Source organism: Saccharibacillus sp. WB 17, from assembly GCF_008634075.2.
In the GTDB taxonomy this organism is placed as follows: domain Bacteria; phylum Bacillota; class Bacilli; order Paenibacillales; family Paenibacillaceae; genus Saccharibacillus; species Saccharibacillus brassicae.
Map to the genome: position 1 here is coordinate 21,306 of NZ_VPFK02000017.1, position 17,986 is coordinate 39,291.

At 61.5% G+C, this 17,986-nt stretch carries 10 protein-coding genes; 6 read left to right on the forward strand and 4 right to left on the reverse strand.

What is annotated here, in order from left to right; genetic code table 11:
* Positions 1 to 127 precede the first annotated feature (127 nt).
* Positions 128 to 1,315: a substrate-binding domain-containing protein gene (locus FTE24_RS08575; RefSeq protein WP_150232856.1), complete on the forward strand. Its 1,188-nt coding sequence runs from the start codon at positions 128 to 130 to the stop codon at positions 1,313 to 1,315.
* A gap of 280 nt (positions 1,316 to 1,595) precedes the next feature.
* Positions 1,596 to 2,090 carry a copper amine oxidase N-terminal domain-containing protein gene (locus FTE24_RS08580; RefSeq protein ID WP_150232858.1) on the forward strand — a complete coding sequence of 165 codons (495 nt, stop codon included), beginning with the start codon at positions 1,596 to 1,598 and terminating at the stop codon, positions 2,088 to 2,090.
* A gap of 843 nt (positions 2,091 to 2,933) precedes the next feature.
* Here FTE24_RS08580 and FTE24_RS08585 read toward each other — a convergent pair.
* The 3 genes from FTE24_RS08585 to FTE24_RS08595 form a co-directional block, all read right to left on the reverse strand.
* Positions 2,934 to 4,931: a beta-glucoside-specific PTS transporter subunit IIABC gene (locus FTE24_RS08585; protein WP_150232860.1), complete on the reverse strand. Its 1,998-nt coding sequence runs from the start codon at positions 4,929 to 4,931 to the stop codon at positions 2,934 to 2,936.
* Positions 4,932 to 5,139: 208 nt separating this feature from the next.
* Entirely contained in the window at positions 5,140 to 5,970 is an 831-nt protein-coding gene (gene licT, locus FTE24_RS08590) for a BglG family transcription antiterminator LicT (protein WP_141446970.1), read from the reverse strand.
* Positions 5,971 to 6,299: 329 nt separating this feature from the next.
* The gene (locus tag FTE24_RS08595) at positions 6,300 to 7,844 is read right to left on the reverse strand and encodes a serine hydrolase domain-containing protein (protein WP_150232862.1); all 1,545 of its coding nucleotides are present in this window, start codon (positions 7,842 to 7,844) and stop codon (positions 6,300 to 6,302) included.
* A 302-nt stretch (positions 7,845 to 8,146) separates the two neighbouring features.
* Between FTE24_RS08595 and FTE24_RS08600 the strand changes: the two genes are divergently transcribed.
* The 4 genes from FTE24_RS08600 (at position 8,147) to FTE24_RS08615 (ending at position 12,407) form a co-directional block, all read left to right on the forward strand.
* The gene (locus FTE24_RS08600) at positions 8,147 to 8,410 is read left to right on the forward strand and encodes a hypothetical protein (RefSeq protein WP_141446968.1); all 264 of its coding nucleotides are present in this window, start codon (positions 8,147 to 8,149) and stop codon (positions 8,408 to 8,410) included.
* Between the two features lie 172 nt (positions 8,411 to 8,582).
* A complete protein-coding gene (locus FTE24_RS08605; RefSeq protein ID WP_150232864.1) occupies positions 8,583 to 8,789 on the forward strand; it encodes a hypothetical protein in 207 nt (68 codons plus the stop codon).
* Between the two features lie 193 nt (positions 8,790 to 8,982).
* A complete protein-coding gene (locus FTE24_RS08610) occupies positions 8,983 to 9,942 on the forward strand; it encodes an oxidoreductase (protein WP_141446966.1) in 960 nt (319 codons plus the stop codon).
* Positions 9,943 to 10,658: 716 nt separating this feature from the next.
* Positions 10,659 to 12,407 (forward strand): SulP family inorganic anion transporter, encoded by a 1,749-nt coding sequence (locus tag FTE24_RS08615; protein ID WP_202111807.1) that lies wholly within the window; start codon positions 10,659 to 10,661, stop codon positions 12,405 to 12,407.
* 175 nt (positions 12,408 to 12,582) lie between these two features.
* Here the strand turns inward: FTE24_RS08615 and FTE24_RS08620 are convergent, their stop codons facing one another.
* Entirely contained in the window at positions 12,583 to 17,841 is a 5,259-nt protein-coding gene (locus FTE24_RS08620; RefSeq protein WP_150232866.1) for a cadherin-like beta sandwich domain-containing protein, read from the reverse strand.
* Between the last annotated feature and the right edge of the window lie 145 nt (positions 17,842 to 17,986).

Sequence of the window (17,986 nt, forward strand, 5' to 3'; positions counted from 1 at the left end):
TCTGCCTCCCATATGCGTTGGTTTAACTTGACAAAACTTGACGAAATTCATTTCTGTCAAGTAACATGAGACCAGCATAGCATATTTTCGAGTGCGGGAATAGCGTTTTCATCAGGAGGAATGAGAGATGGCCAGACCGAAAAAAATTTCCATGCAGAACATCGCGGACCGGCTGGGACTGTCCAAAAACGCGGTCTCTCTGGCTTTGTCGGGGAAAAAAGGCGTGAGCGAGACTGTCCGGCGTTCGGTTCTGGCTGCGGCGGAGGAGCTGGGCTACGAACCGCCCGCCGCTGCCGGCCGGGCGGATCGAGCAAGCCGAAACGTGTTGGTGCTGGTGCCGGAGCGCGTCGTCAGCTACGCGGACAACGAACACTTCCACTTTTTCCACGACATGCTGTGGATTCTGGAAGAAAGTATCCGCGCGCGCGGCTGCAACGCCGTCATCGCGCGGATCGACGCGCAGATGGAGAGCGGGCTGATCCTGCCCCGCCTGTACGACGACGTGGACCATATCGGCCTCATCCTGTTCGGAATCGTCGACAAGCCGTACGCTCGCCAGGTGTGGGAGACCGGCGCGCCGCTCGTTATGCTCGACTCGTATTACCGCGATCTGCCGTGCGCCGCGGCCGTCTCGGCCAATACGGAAGGCGCCGAAGCGGTCGTCCGCCGGCTGATTGAACGAGGCCATCGCCGAATCGGCTTTATCGGTCCGGCCAACCTGACGACGAGCCACGAAGAACGCTGGTTCGGCTACTGGCGGGCGATGCGAGAAGCCGGCCTGCCGATCGAAGAGTCGCATACGCTGCTGGAAGCCGGCGACTTCGACGAAGAGACGAACGAGCGCGAGATCGGCGAGTTTTTGGAGCGAATGGGGACTTGGCCGGACGTTCGGGAAGCGGAGGAAGCGGACGGGGCGGACGGGGCGAGTCTCTCCGCGGAGTCGGGAGGTGCGGAAGGTTCGGGCGGTTCGGGCGAGGTGAGCGGCTCGGAGAGGAGTCGGGTGTCGAGCGGCGCGGAACGGCGTCCGACCGCCTTTTTCTGCGGCAACGACCGGCTGGCTCTGCTGCTGATCCGCCGTTTGCGGGCACGCGGCATCGCCGTTCCGCAGGAAGTCGAGGTCGCCGGCTTCGACGGGCTTCAGCAGGCCGCGAGCCCGGAATCCGGCCTGTCCGTGACCGTCCGGGTCGACAAACGCAAAATGTGCAAAGCCGCCGTCGACCTGCTGCTGGGCGGATACGGGCACAGGCGCGAAGCGGTGCGCTGGACGGTCGACGGCCAGCTGCTGCCGGTGGACGAGGCGGAGATTCATTCGTAACAGGGTACGAATCGAACGCCTTTGGAACGCAGATTCGAACGCGCTCAACGCACTTGTGCATTGAGCGCGTTGGGCGTTCCTAGAAGCGGCTGTCCATTCATAAAGGGCACGAATGAACCGCCGTTGGAACGCAAATCTCAACTCGCTCAACGCACTTTTTATAAAAGATTTCTTCACTGGTATCAGAACTGCAACTAAATGACCCCGAGAAAGGTTTATATATAGAGGTAGGGTGTTTTTTTGCATCCCAACCGTATTTATATGAGGAGGACGTTTTTCTATGAAAAAAATATTGATCGCATCGCTGCTCGGTTCCGCTGTACTGGGGGCATCCGCCGCACAGGCCGCTCCGGCTACCACACCGGCTGCCGCAGCAAAACCGGCCGCTACCACTACGACGACCGCATCCGAACCGGCTGCCAAGATCTACGGCAACGACGGCATGGTTATGCCCAGCGCTTACCCGTTCTTTATCAAAAGCACGCTGTATGCCACGGCAGACGTGATCAAGCAGCTGGATATCGAAGGGCTGCAAGTCGCCTGGGACAACAAAACGAAAAGCTACACGTACACGCGCGGCGACCGCATGGTCAAAATCATGGCCGACAGCAACGTCGCATGGGTCAACGGCAAAGAAGTGAAGCTGGAAGGTTCGGCTACTTTCAAACGCGGCATGATGCGCGTGCCGGTCGGCATCATCGTGCGCGGCGTAGGCGAGTCGATCACTTGGGACAAAGCGACCCAAACGCTGTGGGTTGGCGATTCGAGCAAATAAAAATATTTAAGCCGGGTACGCTTGGACTGCCGCTTTCCTTGAAGCGGCAAGATTGAGCACGGCTTCCGGCTCCCAAACCGCTTTCGCATCCTGCCTACTGGCAGGGCGGAGCGGTTTTTTTGGTTTGGGTTGAGGTTGAGCGGCCGATCGAACGGACGGCCGAGTGAACGAGCCAATGAGTGATGGATCGAACGAGTGAACGAGCGGTCGAGCGGTCCAGTGGTCGAGCGGACGAACGAAACAACGAGCGGACGAGCCAACGATCTAACGAACGATCGAGCCAATGAGTGGACGAGCGATCGAACGAGCGATCCAACGAGCCAGCGAGCGGCGCAGCGCCATCGCAAGTGCGCAGTCCTTATTCGCCTGAATAACTGCGAGAGGACACTTATTTTGCCTGAATCGGCTCGAATTCGGCAAATAACGTCGTGAGAGCAGTTATTTCGGCTCTCACGGCCGCCTGCGAGCGAATACCGGGCAAATAAGTGTCCTCTGGCACTTATTTGCCCGGCCGGCGGCCGGCAAAGCGGAATAAGTGCAGATCCGCACTTATTTCCGCTATTTCCACGACAGACGGCCTGCAGGCGGCCTAATACGACCTATAGAGTGCCCGCGCAAAGTCTGCGTAACTCAAAAAAGCGCCCGATGTTCTTCCCCCGTGAACAGGGAAAGAACATCGGGCGCTTCTGCGGAGTGCGGGCGGCTGCGCAGCCGGGGCCGAAGCTTCTATTCGGCTTCATACTGCCTCGAAGCTCCCGCAGCCTCGCGGCCACTCAGCCGCCTAATCCCCCGCAGCTCCCGCAGCCTCGCAGCCCCGCAGCCGCCTAGTCCCCCTCAGCCCCCTCAGTCCCCCGAAGCCTCCAGCCGCGGGGCGGCGACGTCGAGCTTCAGCAGCGGTTGGCCGGACTCGACGGCTCCGCTGCGCACGCCGGCGATGCCGGCGTATTGTTTGGTGTTGGTCACGATCATCGGCGTGGTCAGGTCGTAGCCGGCTGCGCGGATCGCGCTCATGTCGAACGTGAGCAGCGGCTGGCCGGCCGTTACGGCCTGGCCTTCTTCGACGAGTACGGCGAAGTGGCGGCCTTTGAGACGGACGGTGTTCAGTCCGACGTGGATCAGCAGTTCCGCGCCGTCGGCGGTCTGCATGCCGATCGCGTGCTTGGTGACGGCGAGCGAGTTCACGATGCCGTCCGCCGGAGCGGTGACGATGCCCGCAGTCGGCATGACCGCGATGCCTTTGCCCATGTATTCGCCGGCGAACGTGACGTCTTCGACGTCGGCGAGCGCTTTGACCGTGCCGGTCAGCGGGCTGAGCAGCTCGGTATCGCGCAGTTCGGCGATGACCGGCTGCGGAACGGCCGCAGCCGAAGCGGCCGAAGCAGCGGGCGTTGGCGCCGCAGCTGCGTCCGCAGAGGCATCCGCCGATGCCGTCGCAGCCACAGACTGCACCACAGACTGCGGCTCGCTGCCGGCCGAAGCCGGCGAAGCGACGTCTTCGAAGCCGATCAGGAACGTCACGACGGTGGCCGTGATGAAGGCCAGGCCGATGCCGACGAGGCCGTAGGCGAACGTCGGGCCGATCATGGCCGGAATGCCCGGCAGGCCGACGCTGCCGGCCATCGTGTAGATCTTGACGTGGAACAGTCCGTAGACGGCGCCGCCTGCCGCGCCGCCGATCAGGGCGGAGACGAACGGCTTTTTGAGGCGCATGTTAACGCCGTACATGGCCGGTTCGGTAATACCCATCATGGCCGAGAAGCTGGTCGACAGGGCAAGCGACTTGAACTGTACGTTGCGCGAGCGCAGGAAGACGCCGAATGCGGCGCCGGCCTGCCCGAGGTTCGCCACGAACATGATCGGCAGGATGTAATCGAAGCCCTGCTCCGCGATCGCGAGAATGGCGATCGGGACGAGTGCCCAGTGCATGCCGGTCATGATGATCAGCGACATGGTGCCGCCGAGCAGGATGCCGCCGAAGATGCCGGTGTTATCGAGCAGGTACGTGATGCCGCCCGACAGCCCGTCGCCGATCAGGCTGCCCAGCGGGCCGATCGCGATCAGCGTGGCCGGCGCGATGACGAGCAGGGTGAGCATCGGAACGAGCAGCACTTTGAGCGCGCTCGGAATGACTTTGTTGAACAGCTTCTCGACGTAGGAAGACACCCAGACGGCGAGCAGGATCGGAATGACCGACGAGGAATACGCGACGGAGGTCACGGGCAGTCCGAGGAAGCTGACCGCCGTTCCGCCGCCGAGCAGGGCGGTCAGTTCCGGGTGCAGAATCGCCGCCGCGATGGCGGCCGCGATAAAGGCGCTGCTGCCGAACTTGCGCGCCGCGCTGAACGCGATCAGAATCGGCAGGAAGTAGAACGTGCCGTCGCCGATCGCTTTCAGGATTAGATAGGTGCTGCTATCCTGCGCCATCCAGCCGAATACGTCGGAGACGGACAGCAGCGCCTTGATCATGCCCGCGCCGGCAAGCGCCGGAAGCAGCGGAGTGAAGATGCCGGAGATGATGTCCAGCAGCGCGGAGAACGGATTTTTTTTCGTTTGCGGGGCGTCTTCGCCGCCGGCCGGGGCGGAACCTCCGCCGAACGACGCGCGTTTGTTGATTTCTGCGTAGACGTTCGGCACGTCGTTGCCGATGATGACCTGGAACTGGGAACCGGCGATATTGGTGCCCATCACGCCCGGCGTGTTTTCCAGCGCGGACCGGTCGGCTTTGGTATTGTCTTTGAGGTCGAAGCGCAGGCGGGTCATGCAGTGCGTCATCGTGTTGACGTTTGCGGCGCCGCCGATTTTTTCCAGGACGGCCTTCGCGGTCTGTTCGTGCTTGCTCATATGCGGTCTTCCTTTCCATCGTGCAAAATGGGGACGGGCGAAACGGCGGACAAGACGAAAAACCCGGGCGTTCGAACCGACGCGCACGGCAAAACCGGCGTCGATTCGGAAACGGCCCGGGTTTTGCCTTTGCAGTAACAATCCCGAGTGCTGATTATGAAAATAAAGGGTGGCGGAAGCTCACGCGGCGAGCGTCGGCCCGGTCTGGTCAGGCTTTGGCGATCCGGTCGATATGGATAGTCAGGTACAGCATTTCTTCCTTGTTCAACCGGTAGTCGTAATGTTCGGCGATATAAGCTTCGATCCGTTCCGTGCAGGGATAAGCTTCCGGACAGTTTTCCTTGACGATCTCGTACAGGCTGTCGTAGTTGTTGCCGGAATGGTCGCCGCTGATCAGCCGCTGCGCGAAAAATTTCAAATGCGTCACGAAGCGGTAATAGCTGATCGAATCGACGTCGTATTCCAGATCGAAATGCGTGCGCACCAGATCGAGAATGTCCTGCATAATCTTCGTGATATTCATCAGGACAGGCATTTCTTCGCCGAGCTGCGCGTTGACGAGATGCATCGCGATAAACGCCGCTTCGTCGTCGGGCAGTTCCACTCCGATCCGTTCCTTGATCAGTTTGAGCGCGGAACGCCCGACCTGGTATTCGGCTTTGTACAGGCTTTTGACCTCAAGCAGCAGACCGTTCTTGATCTCCAGCCCGCGCCGCTGGCGCTCCACCGCGAAGTGGATATGGTCCGTCAGCGAGAGATAGATCGAATCCCCGAACTCCTTGTCCAGCATGAGGGCGGCCAGTTTGCGGATCTCCTCGGTCAGCTGAACGTATTCCATCGGAATCTGTTCCAACAGTTCCTTGAGTTTGCGGGACGAATCGTTGCTTTCCGGACGAAACACCTTCTCGATCTTGTCCGCGTCGACCTCGTCTCCCGGCTTTTTTTGAAAAGCGAGCCCCCGGCCCATCACGACGATCTCGATCTCGCTGCCGTCCAGCGACGTAATGACGTTGTTGTTGAGCACCCTCAGGATTTGCATTGCGTTCACCTCTTGTTCATCGAAGCTGCTTCATGCGGGATTGCGTCACCGTGCACAGTGGATAAAAAAAGGCAAAACCCAAAACACGTTAGGCACATGTTTTGGGTTTTGCCTTTTCAGTAACAATCCCTCAACCACAATAACACCGTTTTAAACCGTTTGCAACAACAAAAGCGTACGCTTTCACGACAGGAATCCGGTCAAAAAGAAAAAAAGGCCGATCCGGCTGCCCGGAACGGCCGTACACAAACGACGAAAACAAAAGGCGTACCGAAAAGCCGCGTCAAAAGACAGCCGTTCGCCCGCCGGAGCTAACGGAATCCTGCCCGTCAAGCCGCCGTGCCGTGCGCTTCTCCCGGCACGGCGCGTCTGCGCCCGGCGATCGCCCGAAGCATCAGCGCAAGCTTGAGCCCGCCGGTCACAAAGAGCATCCACGGCAGCAGTACAAGTCCCCAGCCGATGCCCGGCGCCCACGTCAGTGCGACGTCCCAAGGAGCGAGGCCGGCCAGCACATGCAGCGTCAGCAGCGGAAACGCGACGTTGCACACCAGCAGCAAAGCCGAGTTCCAGGCGATTTTCCAGCCGGTCGGCCGAAACGCTTTTCTCCAGCGGAACAAACTGCGCACCGAACCCGCAAACAGCAGCGCGATCGCCAGCACGATTCCGTCCGCGATGCCGTACAATTTGACGAAGTCCGGCAGGCTGTCGAGCGAAGGCGCGCGTCCGTGCAGGATATCGTCGATGCCGGGAATAAGGCCGGAGTAGCCGACGACGAGCGGGTCGACCGAGTTCGCGAGTACGAAGATGCCGTAACCGTCGCGGATGCGCATTTCCGAATAGGTATTTTCCGTCGTGCCGTTATGCCCGGCCGAATCGCCGGTCAGCACCCAGCCCATGCCGTAAAAGGAGCCGTCGTGCATATCCGCGGACGGCTGCCGCATGAGCTCCGTATTTTCGGCGGACAAAAGGCGTTCCTCGCCCGCGGAACCGTCGTTCATCTGCATGAGCAGATACTTCGACATGTCTTCCGTGGTGGAGACGAGATAACCGGACGGCACGGTGCCGGAATGGTCGGCCAGGCGGGTAGGTACGGTCAAGCCGAACAAAAACTGGTGGCCGGACGGCGGCCGCAGCCCGGAGCGTTCGGTCCATGCCGTGCGCGCCCGTTCCGGCGACGGGAAGCTGTTGTCCATGCCGAGCGGATCGAAGATGCGCCGCTGAACATAGTCTTCGTACGACAGGCCGGATACCCGTTCGACGATCGCGCCGAGAATATTGTAGTTCAGGTTGGAGTATTGATAACCGACTCCGGCAGGCTGCGTCTGCGAGACTTTCCGCAGGTCCGCGACGTGATGTTCGAGCGTTCCGGTTCCTCTGGACAAAAAAGCGACGCCGTCGTAGGTGGACAATCCGCTGCTCTGGTGCAGCAGGTCGGACACTGTAATGTCGGCGGAGCGCGCCGGATCGGCCAGCGAGAATTCCGGCATATAGTCGGTCACCGGCGCGTCCAGCGCGATTTCGCCCCGTTCGACGAGCTGCATGACCGCAAGCGCGGTAAACGATTTGGTCGTCGAACCGATCGCGAGCGGCGTCTGCGCCGTCATCGGGCCGGCGCCGGGACCGGCGCTGCCGTAGCCCTGCGCGTACAGGATTCGGTCGCCCCGGACGATGCCGACGGCCAGGCCGGGGATATGCAGGCGCTGCATGGCGGCTTGGGCGTAGGCATCGATTTGTGCCGAAGTCCAGCTTCGCGCCGAAGACACGGGCGGAGCGTCGGGGGCGGCTGCGGAGACGGGCGGGACGGCCGAGAAGGCGGCGGAAGAAGACAGCAGCAGTGCGGCCAGAGCGAGTTTGAACGTTTGGATCTTTTTCATCGGTAAAGTTCCTTTCGCGGATCGAAGTTTGCCTGTAACGGATCGGACGAAGCGGTTCCGTGCGGAGCGGACACCGGATTCGCAATCTTTTCCCAGTCTACCGGATCGCGAAGCGAAGCAAATCGGGCGGCGGATTGAAGCGGTGGTCGGTCTTGAGGGAACCTGCAGCCTGGACCTGGGGCGGGGGAACGCGACGTATCGGGCGAACTTTTGCGAAGGTTCAAGCGTCTATACGAATGAAGACAGCGTTCCGCGCGAATAGGGACAGAGTCGGACAGATTCAAGGCAAGGAGGAGAACAGATTGGACTTTTCATTCGGATTCACTTTTTTCGGCGTGTTTTTGTGGATCGTATTTACCGTAATTACGCTGCTGGTCTGGTATTTGCTGATCAAAGCGGCGGTTGGCAATTCGAAGATCACGACCGAAGTCTACGCGCTGCGCAACGACCTGAACGAGTTGGAGCGCCGCCAGACAGAACGGTTTGCCGTGCTGGACACTCATATGCAGGAACAAAATAAACTGCTGCGCGAGCAGAACGAACTGCTGCGCCGAGGCGGGAGCTGACCGGCAGCCCGGCGATTGCCGGGCAGGCAGGCGAGCCAAACCTTCGGAAGCGCTGACGCTTCCGAAGGTTTTTTGGCCGTCCGGCCGAAAATGAAGGCGCCGGGGCCTATTCCGGGTACATACATAGAAACGGACGCGCCGTCCGAATCCGGTATTCGAGGAGGAAAATCTCATGTTTCTGCTGATCGGAGTGTTTTTGCTGCTGTGTCCGCTGGTGATTGCCCGTCCCGACCGTATTCTGCACCCGGTGCGCGATCCCGCCGGAGGCGATCTGTACGAACCGGCGAATTTTAAATCCCAGGCTTTTCGGGCGCTCGGCCTGCTGCTGCTGTTGGTCTCGCTGTCGCTCGGCGTCATGCTGATGCTGTCGGGAAGCTGACTGCCGGTACCGGGACAGACGCCCGGCCGAATAGGCAGAGAACGGGACGTTTCCCGCGGGAAGCGTCTTTTTTGCGGCGGCTTCGGACAAGAAGGCGGCAAGTTTGATAAATAGCGTCTATTCAGGCACACTGGATAGACGAACGAAAGAGGTCGGCCCGCAACGATCGGGCAGGCACGAGGAGGAGACGGAAATGAACGGACAATGGACGATCGACAACATGCCGGATATGAACGGGAAACGGGTCTTGATTACGGGGGGAAGCGGCGGCCTCGGGCTGGAAACGGCTTACGGGTTTGCGCAAAAAGGCGCGGAAATCGTGCTGGCCGTACGCAATATGGAAAAAGGACGGCAGGCCGCCGACGGGCTGCTCGAAAAGTTTCCGCAGGCAAGCGTCGAGGTCATGCGGCTTGATCTGGCGGATCTGTCGAGCATCGAGGCGTTCGCGGCGGGCTTTATCGGCAAATACGACGCGCTGCACGTGCTCGTGAACAACGCGGGCGTCATGATTCCTCCGTACGGCAAAACGAAAGACGGCTTCGAGCTGCAGTTCGGCAGCAATCACCTGGGCCATTTCGCGCTGACGGGCCGCCTGCTGCCGCTGCTGCTGCGCACGACGGGCGCACGCGTCGTAACGCTGAGCAGCATCGCGGCCAAAAGCGGCTACATCTACTTCAACAACCTGGACGGCCGCCTCGGCTACAGCGCGATGAAGTTCTACGGCCAGAGCAAACTGGCGAACCTGCTGTTCGCCCGCGAGCTGCAAAAGCGGCTGTCGGCCGTCGGCGCCAACACGATCAGCGTCGCCTGCCATCCGGGCGTCTCGAATACGAACCTGATCTCCCGTGGTTCGGGCAAGCAGGCCGGCCGCGCCGTGTCGTTCATCTGGGGCTTGATGAGCCAGTCCGCGGCGATGGGCGCGCTGCCGACACTGTACGCTTCGACCGAGAACCTGTACGGCGGCGAATATATCGGCCCGACCGGCAAAGGCGGCCGCAAAGGCTACCCGGGCTTCGATCTGTCCGTCGATCACAAAATGAACGAAGACACGATGGCGAAGCTGTGGCGCGCGTCCGAAGAACTGACCGGCGTAACCTACGATTTCAGCCGGGCCGAGAACGAAGAATGGGCGCGTCTGAACATTCGGATGTAGTTCGCGGGTAAGGATGCGTGCGGGTGTGAAGAACTCGGCCGGTAAAAAGGCAAGCGCTTGTCTGACCGGGGCAAACTTTTCTCTGGCCGAACTTGCCCGTATGTTTCAGTCGATCGCAAAGGTTTGCAGTCCGCTCAGGTCCGATTCTCCTACCGGAGAGTCGGGCTTTTTGGGCTTGTCCGGGCCTATGCCTGACCTGCTTGCGGTCGGCAGGCTCTATTTTCTCCATGCGTCCGGTATGTTTCGACGGTTGAGTCCGTTCGCTTCATAACCTCGGTGACTTTCGCCCCGCCCCCGCCGCCATTTGCCCTGCCTCCGCCGCTTTTCGCCTCGCCTTTGCCACCTTTCGACCCGCCCCCGCCGCCTAACGAATCCTTGTATCGTTATTTGCGCCTATTCGGCTTTTTTAACAATCTAACGAATCCTCCTATCCTTATTGGCTTCGATCCGGTCGATTTGCGCCGATTTGCAGCGAATAGCGTGCTGACGATTCGTTAGAATGCGAAAAATCGGGTTAAAGCGCAAATAGCGTGATGACGATTCGTTAAAGCGCGTTAGAGCGGTCAAAAAAACGTGAGCGGGCGATAAAGCGGCGTTTGAGGCTGGGCGGTATGCCCATTCGTCCGGAGTTGATCTTTCTCACATTTTTTCGGCTGCCGGCGTGGTACGTTAAAGAATGGCGGTTTTGCAAAAAAAACGAAAAGAAGGTTGGCGCAATGGGCAGGATCAAAGGGCGGGGCAGGTTCGAAGGGTACGGAAAAAGCGAGTTGAAGCGCGATCTGATCGCGGGCTGCATCGTCGGGATCATCGCGATTCCGCTCGGGATGGCGTTCGCGATCGCTTCGGGGGTCAAGCCGGAGACCGGCATCTATACGACGATCATAGCGGGAATCCTGATCTCCCTGCTGGGCGGTTCGAAGTTTCAGATCGGCGGGCCGACGGGGGCTTTTATCCCGATTCTGCTCGCGATCGTGCTGCAATACGGCTATGACAAGCTGCTGGCGGCGGGATTCATGGCCGGTGTCCTGCTCGTGCTGATGGGCGTGTTCAGGCTCGGCACGCTGATCGCGTTTATGCCGCGTCCGGTCACGGTCGGATTCACGGCGGGCATCGCCGTGACGATTTTTGCCGGGCAGATCGGCAATTTTCTCGGCCTGACCGGACTGGAGCGTCACGAGAGCTTCCTGCTGAATATGCGGGAACTTGCGCTGCACGCCGGCACGCTGAACGGATACGCGATCGTCGTGGCGGGCATCTGCCTGGGCTCGCTGCTGCTGATGCCACGGCTGCTGCCGAAAGTTCCGGCGTCTCTCGTCGGTCTGATCCTGTCCACGTTCGTCGCCGTGCTGCTGCTGGACGGGCGGGTCGCGACGATCGGCTCGGCCTACGGCGAGATCCCGGCTTCGCTGCCGTCTTTTCGCTTCCCCGACTTGTCGGGGGACACGCTGAAGCTGATGATCGGGCCCGCGATCGTGATCGCGCTGCTGGGCGGCGTCGAATCGCTGCTCTCCGCGGTCGTCGCGGACGGCATGGGCGGTTCGAAGCATGACAGCCGCCGCGAACTGATCGGGCAGGGCATTGCGAACATGGTGGTGCCGCTGTTCGGAGGCATTCCGGCGACGGGCGCTATCGCCCGCACCGCGACGAACATCAAGAGCGGCGCGGCGTCGCCGCTGTCCGGCATCGTGCACGGCCTCGTCGTGCTGCTCGTGCTCGTGCTGCTCGCGCCGTACGCGTCGGCGATTCCGCTTGCCGCGATGGCGCCGATCCTCATGGTCGTCGCCTGGAACATGAGCGAACGCCGGGCGTTCGCCAAGCTGCTCCGGCTGCGCAGCGGCGATTCGCTCGTGCTCGTCGTCACGTTCCTGCTGACGGTGTTCGCGACGCTGACGACGGCTGTCGGAGTCGGCCTGGCGCTGGCCGTGCTGCTGTTCGTCAAGAACATGGCCGGCGAGCAGCGGCTCGACCGGGCGCTGCCCGGCGACGACGGCGGCGTCCGCGGCAAAGTCCAAGCCGATCCGGCAGCCGCGGAGCGAAGCTGCCCGCAGCTGAACGTATTCAGCCTGCGGGGCGCGCTGTTCTTCGGCACGCGCGATCCGTTCGGCACGCCGGCCTTCGCGGCGTCCCGCGATCTATCCGGCACGCTGCTGCTGCGCATGGGCGGCGTGCCGCTGATCGACGCCTCCGGCGAGGCGGCGCTGCACGGCCTGCTCAAGAGCGTCCGCGCGTCGGGCGGCACGCTGATGCTCGCCGGGCTGCGGCCCGGCCCGCGGCAGCTGCTTGCGCGTACGGGCCTGCTCGCAGAGCTTGGCGAAGAGAATGAGTTCGCCCGCACCGGCGCAGCGATCGACGCGGCGCTTGCGCGTCGGGCGCACGCGGAGCGCTGCGACGGCTGCGCCAGCTGCGCGGCGGACCTGCTTGAGTGCGCCGGACAAGGCGTGTCCGGTGAAGAGAACGCTTGCTGAACGCGCGCTGCCGCGTTCCTTAATTCTAGCGGCCGGGACGATTGAGCCGCCGTCGCAGTTCCCGTAACGTCAAAAAAGCTTCCGGTCCCTGGGGACCGGAAGCTTTTTTTGGAGAGGCAACCGGGAATCGTGCTCCCGGCCGCCTGACCATTCAATCATTCATTCGCTCATTCATTCAATCGATCAAGTCCGCTTGTCGGAGCAGGCGCTGCGCGAGCGCCGCCGTCTCGGCCCGGCTCATCGTGGCGGCCGGGTTAAGCTTGCCGCCGCTGCCCTGAACGAGTCCCGCGGACAATACGTTGCGCACGGACTCCAGCGCCCAACGGCCGACCCGGTCGGCATCGCTGTAAGCTTCGAGCGAAGTGCCGCCGGCCGAAGAAACCGGCTTGGCGATTTGCATCGCGCGAGCCAGAATCGCGAACGCTTCCTGGCGCGAGATCGTGGATAGCGGGCGGAACGTGCCGTCCGCGTACCCGTCGATCAAGCCGTATTCGGCGGCTTTGCCGACGGCTCCGGCGTACCAGTCGCCGGAGGAGACGTCGGTGAAGCCGGACGTCGATCCGTTGTCGGCCAGGCCCAGCGCCCGGACGAGCACGGCGGCGAATTCGGCCCGAGTGACGCTGCCCGCCGGATTGAAGCGGTCTTTGTCGATGCCGTTCAGGATCTGGCGCGAAGCCATATCCGCAACGGCGCTTTGCGACCAGAGGCCCGCCGCGTCGACGAAGGTGCGCGGACTCCAGATCAGCGCGTAATCGCTGTTGGTCAAGCTGTTGATTTCGGCCGCGTAGACTTCGTTATTGCGCGTGATCGAAGTCGGCACGTGGCGCAGGCTGCCGTCCGCTTCGATCACGACGGCCGTCGTAATGCGGCCCGGATCGGAACCGGCCGGAATCGGCAGCTCGCGCTGCACATAATTCGGGAACGTCTTCCATTCGGTCGTCTGCCCCGCGTAGGCGGCATCGACCTTGAACGTGACCGGAGGCGCGACGACGACGAAGCCTTCGGCTGCGGCGCGTGCGTTGAGGGCGGCGATCGTGCCGGCCGCGCTGCGTTCTATCGTAATTCGGACTTCAACTTGGGCCGGATCGGCGCTGCCGCCTGCGGAGCCGTCAAGCTGCGCAAGGGACAGTTCGGCAGCGGGCAAGGTGTAGCTCCCGAGCGGGCTCTCGATACGCAGCGTCGCGCCGCGAGCTTGCAGCAGGCGGAGTGCTTCTCCGCTCAGCTGCGTCGTGACGATGTCGGCCTGAGCCGTTACCGGCACGAGAATCAGCGGATCGGGGCCTTCGCTAGCCAGCAGCGAGGAGAGCCGGGCCGTATCGATAACGGCGTTAAACGCCGTTTGTCCGTTGCCTTGCTTCAGCGTGCCGGTCGCGATCTGCTCGACTATACGTCCGTTGATCCGGATCTCGAAGCCGTTCGGGGACGGGGCGGGCGGATCCGCCGGAGTCGGCACGGACGGCGACGGGATGCCGCCGTCGTTCACCGGATCGGCCGATCCGCCGTTCTGGCCTCCGCCCGGGTTCGGAGCGGCGGCGCGATTTGTGCGGATCGTGTAGACTTCCTGCGTCATGCCGTCCTGAGCGGTCACTTTGACCGCAATGACGTTGGTGCCGACCGCAAGTTCCACGGGAGCGGATGACGTGCCATTCGCGGTCGGGAGTCCCTGAACGGTCAAGGAAGCGCCTGCGTCGTAGACCGAAGCGGTCACGGTCACGCGGCTTGTGTCGTACGGCACGGCGAGCGAATAATCGCGTACGGCGCGATCGAACGCGGGCGTTATCGTTTGGCCGTCCACGGCCAAAGACCGAAGTTCGGCGGCCGACGAAGCCGGAATCGCTTTTACCGTCACGTCGAACGTGCGGATCGCCGATTCGCTGCCGAGAACGATTGTGGCCGTCAATTTCACCGTGCGGTCTCCGCCGTCGAACGAACTCCGCGTCACGGTGCCGCTGGCGTCGATCGACAGCGGTGTGTCGGAAGTCCAGGAGAGGGTCGTGCCGTTCGGACCCGATGTCGGCAGCGTCACGTTCTGTGTAACGGAAGAAGCGTCGTCGCCGGGCGCGTATCCGACTTGCAGCGAATCGCGGTCGGTCTGCACCGCTTGAAGATCGGTGATCGGGATCGCTTTGACCACGACCGTAAACGTTTTGATCGACAGCTGTGCATTTTTCTGAATCAAGGCGTTAAGCACGACGGAGGTATCCGTGTTCGGATAAGACGGCCGCGTCACCGTGCCGTCCGCTTGAATGAAGCCCGGAAAACTGCTGGTCCAGTTGACGGTCGTCCCGTTGTTTCCCGTCAGAGGCAGCGTCAGATCCTGTGTGACGGCAGCCGGGCCGTCGCCGGGCGCATAGCCCACTTCCAGCTTGGCGTAAGCGTCACTGACGGAATCCGCGTCGCTGATTTCGCTGCGCGTGACCGTGATCGTGTACGTCCGGGTCGTTCCGTTCTGGGCGGTCACGACCGTCTCGATGTCGTTTCGTCCGACCGTCAACGGAATCGCGCCGGAAGCATTGCCGCTTGTGACCGGCGCGTTGTTAACCTTGACGCTGGCCGTGGAGTCGGCCGTCGTCGGGGTGACGGTCAGGCTCGTCGTCGCATTCGATACGGTGGCGGCATAATTCGTCGTTCCCGCGGCGAACGCCGGCGACAGCGTGCCCGAGCTCAACGACAAATCGCTCAAGTCGTTGTCGCCGCTCGTGGCCCGCGCCACGCGTACGGTATATTCTCTGGACGTTCCGTTTTCCGCGGTAACCTTCACGATAATGACGTTAAAGCCCGTGTTCAAAGGAATCGCGTCCGAAGCCTTGCCTTGTGCGACGAACACTTCGTTAACCGCCACGCTGGCGTTGGCATCGGCCGCCGTCGGGGTGACGGTCAGACTCGTCGTCGCATTCGATACGTCGGCGTCGTAGACTCGCGTTCCCGCAGCGAAAGCCGGAGACAGCGTGCCCGAGCTCAACGACAAGGCGCTCAAGTCATTGTTGCTGCTTGCGGGCCGGGTCACGGTAATCGTATACCTTTTGCTCGTCCCGTTCTGCGCGGTGACATCCACGAAGATCTCGTTTGCGCCCGGAGTCGTCTGAATCGGGTTCGAAGCGCTGCCGCTCAAGGCGCCGATACCGTTCACTTCGACGCTCGCCGTCGTGTCGGCGGTCGTCGCTGTCACGGTCAGGGTTGCAGCTTCCGCGGTAGCCGCAACGGTATATTCCATCGTAGCGGAATTGAACGAAGGAGACAGCGTACCGCTGCTCAACGACAGCGCGCGCAAGTTGGTGTTGCCGTTCGCAGCCCGGGTGACGGTAACCGTATAGCTCTGGGAAGTCCCATTCTCGGCGGTAACCTTCACCGTAATCCGGTTGGGTCCTACCAACAACCCGATTGCGCCGGAAGCGTTACCGCTTGAGACGGCGCTGTCGTTCACGGTGACGCTGGCTCTGGCATCCGCAAGCGTCGGGGTGACGGTCAGACTCGTCGTCGCGTTCGATACGCTTGCGATATAACCGGTCTTGTCAGAGGCGAACGCGGGGGACAGCGTGCCGCTGCTTAACGCCAACGCGCTCAAATCGGCATTCGCGCTTGGCACTTGCGCCCGCGTGACATTGACCGTGTACGTCTGGGTGGTGGTGCCGTCCTGGGCGGTTACGACGGTCTTGATCTCGTTCGTGCCTACGTTTAACGCGATGCTGCCGGAAGCATTGCCGCTCGTGACCGCGACGCCGTTCACGGTGACGGAAGCATTGGCGTTGGACACGGTTGGCGTTACGTTCAGGCTCGCAACGGAGTTGGGCACGCTGGCCGAATAACCGGTCGTCCCGGAAGCGAACAGAGGAGACAGGCTGCCCTGGCTCAGCGCAAGGTCGGCCAAGAAGGCATTGCTGCTTGGCGGCGCGGCCCGCGTGACGTAAACGGTATACGTTTTGGCGGTGGTGCCGTCCTGGGCGGTTACGACGACCCTGATCTCGTTGCTGCCTACCGCCAGCGCGATGGCGCCCGAAGGGCTGCCGTTCGTTGTCGCGGCGCCGTTCACGATGACGCTTGCACTGCTGCCGGCAAGCGTCGGCGTGACCGTAAGACTGGTAACGCTGTTGGCTACGCCGACGTCGTAGCGGGTTGTCGCGGGATCAAAAGAAGGGGACAGCGTGCCCTGGCTCAGTACCAAATTGGCCAGATTGGCATTGGTGTTCGGCGCGGCCCGCTTAACGGTGACCGTATAGGTCGTGGTCGATCCGTCCTGCGCCGTGACGGCGACGGGAATCGGATTGTCGCCTACCGCAAGCGGCACGTTCCTGCCGCTGCCGCTGGTCGCGTTCGTACCGTTGATCTTGACGGTAGCATTGGCCTGATTGACCGTAGGGGTAATGTTCACGCTCGTCGTGCCGTACACGACGTTTGCCGTATAGCCGGTCGTTCCGGAGGCAAAAGCGGGGGATAACGTGCCCGGGCTGATCGCAAGAGTCTTCAGCGAGGAATCGCTGGAGACGGAGATTGTCTGCGTTCGTATCGTTCCCGACTCTCCGACGACGGCGAACAGGCTGCCGTTCGCGGCTGCGCCGTATAACGTTTGATTCGTATTGCCGCCTTCCGTGGTCCAGAAAGTGCCGTTGGTCGAAACGTAAATTAGGCCGTTCGAAAGCGTTCCGCCTCCGGCCGCGACATACTTGCCGCCGCTGTAAGTAACGTCGTAAATAGGTTCGCCGTTGGCGTCGGAGAGCGTGTAGCTGTTCCAGCTTGAACCGTTCGCGGACACCGATATTTTCCCGTCCGATGTCGCATAAAACGATCCGTTCAGAAATTTCACGCTATAAATCGGACTGCCGCCCGCTGCGGGGCCTCTGTTTGCCCAACTGATTCCGTCGGAGGAACGGTAAGCGTTCCCGTCACTGCCCGCAGCGACGAAAGAACCGCTGCCGTAAGCGATCGCCAGCAGATCAGCCGAGCCAGCCGGCACCTTGCTCCAGGTGATCGCGTCCGCAGAAACGTACACGCTGCCGAGATTGGCCGCGATCACGTAGGTGGAATTGCCGTACGCGATCGCGCTCAAATTGTCGGGCGTGCTGATGCTGCGATTCGTCCAATTCACCGCGTCGCTTGACGTGTATACGGTGCCTGTATTGCCGACGAGGACCCACTGTCCTCCTCCATACGTCACGTTCAGGAACGAGCTCGTATAACCCGCGTCCACGGTCCGTTCCGTCCAAGACGAGCCGTCCGGCGAGGTGAGCACTTTTCCGTTCTCGGCCGAAGCCACCCACAAGCCGTTGCCGTAATGGATCTTGTAGATCGGAACAGTCGTATTGGAAGTGACCGCCGTCCATGAAGACGCAGCCGAAGCCTTTCCCGCCATCCAGATGCTTGAAGTGAAGAGCAGCAGGAAGGCCAGTGCCACGTTCATTAATCGGTAAAAAAGAGAGCGTTGATTCTTTCTGTTCATACGGGTCTTGAGCCCCTCTCGAAAGCCGGATTTATTTACTTTTGCGACGTACCGATCCCGAACCCTTATATAGAGCTGTCAAGGTACGAATAGCTTATCCGATTTCTTTCGAATTTGATACATGTTTGTTGCGGCTTCCGCCCCT

Coding starts and splice junctions, on each gene's coding strand:
- FTE24_RS08615 (WP_202111807.1), top strand. CDS start 10,659: ATGGGCAGGATCAAAGGGCGGGGCAGGTTCGAAGGGTACGGAAAAAGC.
- FTE24_RS08575 (WP_150232856.1), top strand. CDS start 128: ATGGCCAGACCGAAAAAAATTTCCATGCAGAACATCGCGGACCGGCTG.
- FTE24_RS08610 (WP_141446966.1), top strand. CDS start 8,983: ATGAACGGACAATGGACGATCGACAACATGCCGGATATGAACGGGAAA.
- FTE24_RS08620 (WP_150232866.1), bottom strand. CDS start 17,841: ATGAACAGAAAGAATCAACGCTCTCTTTTTTACCGATTAATGAACGTG.
- FTE24_RS08585 (WP_150232860.1), bottom strand. CDS start 4,931: ATGAGCAAGCACGAACAGACCGCGAAGGCCGTCCTGGAAAAAATCGGC.
- FTE24_RS08595 (WP_150232862.1), bottom strand. CDS start 7,844: ATGAAAAAGATCCAAACGTTCAAACTCGCTCTGGCCGCACTGCTGCTG.
- FTE24_RS08580 (WP_150232858.1), top strand. CDS start 1,596: ATGAAAAAAATATTGATCGCATCGCTGCTCGGTTCCGCTGTACTGGGG.
- FTE24_RS08605 (WP_150232864.1), top strand. CDS start 8,583: ATGTTTCTGCTGATCGGAGTGTTTTTGCTGCTGTGTCCGCTGGTGATT.
- licT (WP_141446970.1), bottom strand. CDS start 5,970: ATGCAAATCCTGAGGGTGCTCAACAACAACGTCATTACGTCGCTGGAC.